The 6,961-nt window shown below is 58.5% G+C and carries 4 protein-coding genes; 1 reads left to right on the top strand and 3 read right to left on the bottom strand.

Features of this window, described 5'->3' with window-relative positions:
* Positions 1 to 2,330 (bottom strand): BadF/BadG/BcrA/BcrD ATPase family protein (locus ACTO5E_RS09460; protein ID WP_482303203.1); only part of this gene is annotated, 2,330 nt, incomplete at its 3' end.
* Between the two features lie 704 nt (positions 2,331 to 3,034).
* Here ACTO5E_RS09460 and ACTO5E_RS09465 point away from each other — a divergent pair.
* Positions 3,035 to 4,765, top strand: a complete 1,731-nt coding sequence (locus tag ACTO5E_RS09465) for a leucine-rich repeat protein (RefSeq protein ID WP_482303204.1) — start codon at positions 3,035 to 3,037, stop codon at positions 4,763 to 4,765.
* A gap of 69 nt (positions 4,766 to 4,834) precedes the next feature.
* On the opposite strand, the gene ACTO5E_RS09470 is transcribed toward ACTO5E_RS09465, so the two are convergent.
* Positions 4,835 to 5,674 carry a P-loop NTPase gene (locus tag ACTO5E_RS09470; protein ID WP_482303205.1) on the bottom strand — a complete coding sequence of 280 codons (840 nt, stop codon included), beginning with the start codon at positions 5,672 to 5,674 and terminating at the stop codon, positions 4,835 to 4,837.
* A 233-nt stretch (positions 5,675 to 5,907) separates the two neighbouring features.
* Positions 5,908 to 6,570, bottom strand: a complete 663-nt coding sequence (locus ACTO5E_RS09475; protein ID WP_482303206.1) for a DUF4885 family protein — start codon at positions 6,568 to 6,570, stop codon at positions 5,908 to 5,910.
* Between the last annotated feature and the right edge of the window lie 391 nt (positions 6,571 to 6,961).

The raw sequence follows: 6,961 nt of genomic DNA on the forward strand, positions 1-6,961 counted from the left end.
CGGTGAGGCCCCACATAGTCGTAAATGAATTTTGTCTCTGCCAGGGCAGTGACATTGGCGTCCAGCACCTCCGGATAATAGGCCACCACCGGGCAGTTGTAGTGATTGTCCCCCAGATGCTCGTCAAAATTATAGCTCATGCAGGGGTAGAAGATGGCGTCGGGCTTCTGTTCCAGCAGGGCCTCCATGTGCCCGTGCATCAGCTTGGCCGGGTAGCACACGGTGTCAGAGGGGATAGTGTGCTGTCCCTTCAGATACAGCTGCCGGTCCGAGGGGGGCGAGGCTGTTACCCCAAAGCCCAGGCTGCGGAAAAAGGTGTGCCAGAAGGGGTACAGCTCAAACAGGTTCAGCCCCATGGGAATGCCGATGCGCCCCCGGGGCCCCTCACAGGGCCGGTAGGCCTCCAACAGCTGCTTTTTGTAGTCGTAGAGGTTATATTTTGCAGTGGGGCTGTGCTTTTGCAGGGGCTTGTCGCAGCGGTTGCCCGCTATGTACCTTGCCCCGCCCGCAAAGGTGTTGACAGTAAGACGGCAGTGGTTTTGACAGCCGTTGCAGCTGACAGCCTTTACCTGGTGGGTAAAGCTCTCCAATTCCTCCGGCCCCAGAATGCTGCTCTGCTTCCCGCCCCGGCTTTGGGCATACAGGGCCGCGCCATAGGCCCCCATCAGCCCGGCGGCAGAGGGCCGGGTGACATGCTGGCCGATCTCCTTCTCAAAGGCCCGCAGCACCGCGTCGTTCAAAAAGGTGCCGCCCTGCACTACAATGTGCTTTCCCAGACTTTTCGCGTCAGTGACCCGGATGACCTTGTACAGGGCGTTCTTCACCACGCTCATAGAGAGGCCCGCCGAGATATTCCCCAGGGTGGCCCCGTCCTTCTGGGCCTGCTTCACAGAGGAGTTCATAAACACCGTGCACCGTGAGCCCAGGTCCACCGGGCTGTCCGCAAACAGCCCCTGCCGGGCAAAGTCCCGCATTTCATAGCCCAACGCCCCGGCAAAGGTCTGCAAAAAGGAGCCGCAGCCCGAGGAGCAGGCCTCGTTGAGAAAAATATTGTCAATGGCCCCGTTCTTGATTTTGAAGCACTTGATGTCCTGCCCCCCGATGTCAATAATAAAGTCGACCTCCGGCAAAAAGCGTTTGGCGGCGGTGAAATGAGCCATGGTCTCCACCAGGCCGAAGTCCAGCCGGAAGGCGTTTTTGACGATCTCCTCCCCATAGCCGGTGGAGGCCGCGGCTTTTATGCGGATATGAGGATATCCGGCATACAGGTCCCGCAGAAAGTCCCGGACCAGCGGAATGGGATTGCCGCTGTTGGGCAGATACCGGGAGCAGACGATCTCCCCTTTTTCGTTGACGGCCACGGCCTTTACTGTGGTAGAGCCCGCGTCGATGCCCACATAGGCCGCGCCGTCCTCTCCCAAGGGGGCGCGGGTGGGCACGCTGTCCCTTTTGTGGCGGGCCACAAACTCCCGGTACTCCTCCTCGCTGGCAAACAGGGCCTCGCTGCTCTGGTAAGAGTGGCTGGAGCTGTAGTTCCTGATTTTCTCCGTAATCTCCCCCAGGCTCACCCTCTCCCCCTGGCCCGAGAGCGCCGCCCCCGCCGCCACATAGTACAGCGAGCCCTTGGGGCACACCCCCTCTACCCCCAGAATGCTGTCAAAGGCCCCCCGCAGCTGAGAGAAAAAGGTAAGCGGCCCGCCCAGGTACACCACCTTCCCGGTAATCTCCCGGCCCTGGGCCAGCCCGGCCACAGTCTGGTTGACCACCGCGGTGAGAATGCTGGCGGCAATGTCGTCCTTCTGCGCGCCCTGGTTCAGCAGGGCCTGAATGTCCGACTTGGCGAACACCCCGCACCGGGAGGCAATGCTGTAGGTTCTGCGGCTCTGCCCGGCAATCTCGTTGAGCTCCGTTGGGGTAATGTCCAGCAGGGTGGCCATCTGGTCGATAAAGGCCCCGGTGCCTCCCGCGCAGGAGCCGTTCATGCGCACCTCCATAGAGCCGGAGAGAAACAGAATCTTGGCGTCCTCGCCCCCCAGCTCAATCACCACGTCAGACCCGGGCAGATACCGGTTTACCGCCGTGCGGGTGGCAAACACCTCCTGCACAAAGGGGATGTGCAGGTCCTCAGAAAGGCCCATGCCTGCCGAGCCCGACACGCACAGCTCCGCCTCCTTCTCCTCCGGAAACTTCTCCATGACCCGGGAGAGCATCTCCGAGGCCTTTTCCGCGATTTGGGAATAGTGCCGCTCATATTCTTGAAATACCGGGTCGCTGCCCGCGTAAACCACACACTTCAGGGTGGTGGAACCCACGTCCAAACCAATTTTCATTGCCTGCGGTCTCTTCCTTTCCTGTTCGTTTCAGCCATGTCCGATTACAGTATAGCAAAATATACCTCGCCTGTCAATGTAACGCCAACGCAGAGGGCTCCTGGGCCCTCCTCTCCAAAATACGGTTTGTAGAAATGATACCATTTTTCGGCGCAAAAATCAACACATCAGCCCATAACAATATATGGTGGGCAAACCACTTTTTTGTGAGAGATAGCCACAATTTCTACTTCCCGCTTCTGGCCGGCGGGTCCGGCGGGGGCCTGGGCGCGAAAAAGCCCGGCCGGGGTGCAAAAAGCTGTGCTTTCTGCAATCCGGCCGGGCGGCAGGGCAGGGGGCGGAAAAGCGGCCTGGCCCCGCACATTTTTCTTGCAATTTGTGGGGAGATAGGCTATAATGATTCCAGGAAATATAAAATGCGGCAGGCTGGCAGGTGTTGGCGCACCTACCAGCCCTGTACGAGTGCTTCACCCACTCAGCACAGCAAAATACATTGCACCACAGGCTTATTATACCCATTTCCCATCTCCATTGCAAGAGGGTATTTGAATAGGGCTGTGCGAAAGCATTGATTTTTATCAGCGCGGTGTTGAGAGAAAAACTCGGCACCGCGTTTTATATTTCCGGCAGAAGCCCGGGGGAGAGCGGCCGCTGCCGCTCTCCGAGGGGGCTGCTGGAAATATTATTATTTGGAGGTTTGCGGCATGAAAAGAGTTCTGTCAGTTCTGCTGGCGCTGTGTCTTTTGCTGGGCGCGGTGCCGCTGTACGCTGGGGCGAACAGCGAGGATTTTGTCATCAAAGACGGTATTGTCACCGACTACAACGGCCCTGGGGGGCATGTTGTCATCCCCAGCGGGGTGACAGGGGTAGGAAGTACCCTGTTCTTTATGAACGATACCATCACCAGTGTCGAAATTCCCGAGGGTGTTACAAGTATCGGCGGGTCGGCGTTTTCGGACTGCCATAATCTGGCAAGCGTCAGTCTGCCAGACTCCCTGCTCAGTCTGGGCGACTCAGCCTTTTGGGGCTGCACCAGTCTGACAGAGATCAATATCCCTGCCAAAGTCACTGCGCTGCCCGCCAGATTGTTCCAGGAATGTGCCAATTTAATGAAGGTCACCCTGCCGGAAGGGTTGAAGAGCATTGGCGACTCTGTGTTCAAAGAATGCTTTCAGCTGACCACCCTTGACATTCCAAAGTCTGTGTTTTCTATTGGGGAAGAAGCTTTTTTTCGGTGCACTGGGCTGACTTCTATCCAGATTCCCGAGGGGATTACCTCTGTTCCTAAGCGCTGCTTTTGGGCCTGCACCAGCCTGCAGTCTGTTCAACTCCCTGCAAGCCTTATGACGATTGGTGACAGCGCTTTTTATAATTGTGCTATCACTGAAATTACGCTGCCTGAACAGGTCAAGTCCATCGGTTCAAGCGCTTTCAGCAATTGTGAGAGCTTGGTCAGCGTGGTAATTCCAGAGGGTATCACCACATTGAAAGACCTTGTTTTTTCCGGCTGTAGTGGATTGATCAGCATAACCCTTCCCAAAAGCCTGCGGACGATTGAACGAGGTGCACTGGGAATTATGGCTTTGAAAAATATATTCTATGCGGGTAGTGAGAGCGAGTGGGCGCAAATTTCTATCGGCGAGTTTAACGATGAGATTGCCAACGCCACCATTTACTACAACGGCGAAACCGCGCCCGACCCCACCCCCACCCCCAAGCCCACAGAGGAGCCCACCCCCACTCCCGAACCCACAGAGGAGCCTACCCCCACCCCCGAGCCCACAGAGGAGCCTACCCCCACCCCCGAACCCACAGAGGAGCCTACACCCACTCCCGAGCCCACAGAGGAGCCTACTCCCACCCCTGAACCCACTGAGGAGCCTACCCCCACTCCCGCGCCGCCAGCCTTTACCGATGTGGGCGAAAGAGACTGGTTTGCCGTGTCAGTGGCCTGGGCGGTGCAGAACAACATCACCAGCGGCAAGGGCAGCAGCAGCACCTTCAAGCCCCACGACACCTGCACCCGTGCGGAGATTATGACCTTCATCTGGGCCTCAGAGGGCCGGCCCAGCCCCTCCGCCCCGGCAGACTTTGTGGACATGCCCTCGCTTCCGGCCTTCCGCAGCGCCATCAGCTGGGCCGTGGAGCAGGGCGTCACCAGCGGCATGGGCGGCGGCAAATTCGGCGCGACCATGCCCTGCACCCGGGTCCAGGCAGTGACCTTCCTCTGGGCGGCAGCCGGAAGGCCTCAGCCCACCGCCACTGCGGCTTTCAGCGACATGACGGGCAACTCTGTTTATGATGCGGCCATCAGCTGGGCGGTGGAGAACCGGATTACCACTGGCGCGGGCAACAACCGCTTCAACCCCGGCAAACGCTGCTCCCGTGCGGAGATTGTCACCTTCCTCCGGGCAGCCAGCGCGGAAAAATCCTAAATCAAAAAGGCCCCCGGCTCTCACCGGGGGCTTTCCTTTTGTTTTCACAGGGCGCGCACTAGCTGCCCCTTACTCCATGGCCTCAATCCGGTCAGCGGCGGCTTCCAACCAGTCGCCGCCAAACAGCTCGATAATGCCCCGGTCGCAGGCGCTGGCCAAGGTGGGGTCAATGGGCAGCCGTCCCAGCACAGGCAGGGCGTATTTGGCCGCTACCTCGTCCAGGTGGCTCTCGCCAAACAGGCTGACCTTTTTGCCGCAGTCCGGGCACTGATAATAGCTCAGGTTCTCAATCAGCCCCAGCACAGGAATATTCATCAGCTTGGCCATCTCCACCGCCTTGGAGACGATCATGCCCACCAGCTCCTGAGGAGAGGTGACAATAATAATGCCGTCCAGGGGCAGAGACTGGAACACGGTCAAGGGTACATCTCCGGTGCCGGGGGGCATGTCCACAAACATATAGTCCACGTCCCCCCATACCACGTCAGTCCAGAACTGCTTTACGGCTCCAGCAATCACCGGGCCCCGCCACACCACCGGGGCGGTCTCCTCCTCCAGCAGCAGGTTGATGCTCATTACCTTCACGCCGGTTTTGGACTCCCGGGGGTACATGCCGTTCTCGTCAGCCATGGCCCGGCCCTTCAGCCCAAAGCACTTGGGAATGCTGGGCCCGGTGATGTCCGCGTCCAGCACTGCCACAGCGTTCTCCCGGCGGCGCAGGGTGACAGCCAGCATGGAGGTGACCAGGGACTTGCCCACGCCCCCCTTGCCGCTGACAATGCCGATCACCTTCTTTACATGGCTCAGGTCATTCAGCTTTTCGATCATGCTCTCCGGGTTCTGCCGGGACGGGCAGTCCGCCCCGCAGGAGGAGCAGTCATGGGTGCAGCTTTCCATGTTTTCGCTCATGGGTTCCATTCTCCTTTTCTGTTCTGCGATTCTCTGTTTTCAACTTGCAGCTTGATTGTTTGGACAAATAACGCCTGCAACGGCTGTTTTCCGTGCAAAAACCCCCAATAGTACCCAAAACTTGCCTGAAAACGGGCTGTTTCCGGGCAAAAATCCTTCATCCCTCTGGCTTTGAGACAGACTTTGCCCAGCAGTATGACTTGCCGGGGGCACAGGTCCGTTCAACGGCAATATTATCCTTCGATGCCCTTGGTCTGTTTATACTTGGCAATCAGCTGGTCAAGAACGCTTTGGGCATAGGCCCGGGCAGCCTTGTCCACAGCCTCCCCGTCAGGCACGCCGCCTGACGCTGCCAGAGCCCAGGGGTCGTTCAGCACAACCCGCCCGCCCCGGAGCAAAGCCTCCTCCTGCCGGAAAGCCATGTCCCGCTGAGCCTGGGACCAGTCCCCCTTGAAGTAGGGGGAGCCGGAAAACTTATATTTTTCCACCAGATGGTTATAGGGGTTGGAAAAGCGCAGGTTTTCCTGGTGCCCCTCCTGATAATAGGCCTCAACAGCCTGCCGGGTCTTGTCATACTGACACACCAGAGACTCCATATAGCTTTTTGCGTAGATGCTGTGGTCCGGGTCCACCACAGCGTTCCAGTTGACCTCCAGCTGATGCTGGGTCTGCCATTCCTCCATCCAGGCCTGAACCTGCTCCTGGGTGGCGCCCTTCAGGGCCTTTTCCACAGGGGACAGTTCCTCTCCCTCCAAGGCCTGCCGGGCCTCGCCGGAGATGCTGACCGCGTCCCGGGGGCCAGGGGCGGGCTCCTGCGCCCCGGCCTCCGGCCTGGCCCAGGCAGCGGACCGCATAGGAGAAACAGGGCCTGTGTTCCGGTTGACAGCAAAATTCATACAGCTTCCCTTCCTTCTGAAAATCACTCTATATCATATATCGGCAGAATCTGGAAAAAAGTAACCGGTTCTCCCCCAGACAGAAGAAAGGCTCTGTTGGGAGGCAGCCCCTGTAAAGAGACCCAGGGAGCTCGGTTTCCCTGGGTCTTGCTTTTGTGGCGACACGCACATTATACTACGCTTCACGGTGGATTGCAAGTGCGGAAAACCCCTGGGCAGTGTCCTACCGCGCATTCTATTGATTCACATCCAGGGGCCTAGTAGGGGCCGGACCAGCGTGTCCGCCCGCCTCTCCCAGGGCTCCGGTACTTCCACGGACTTGGCGGATGATACCCACCCCTGCATTAGGGCTCGTTTGAAAAATCAAAAACACCGTCTTTTTGCCCCAAAG

Source organism: Acutalibacter sp., from assembly GCF_056800975.1.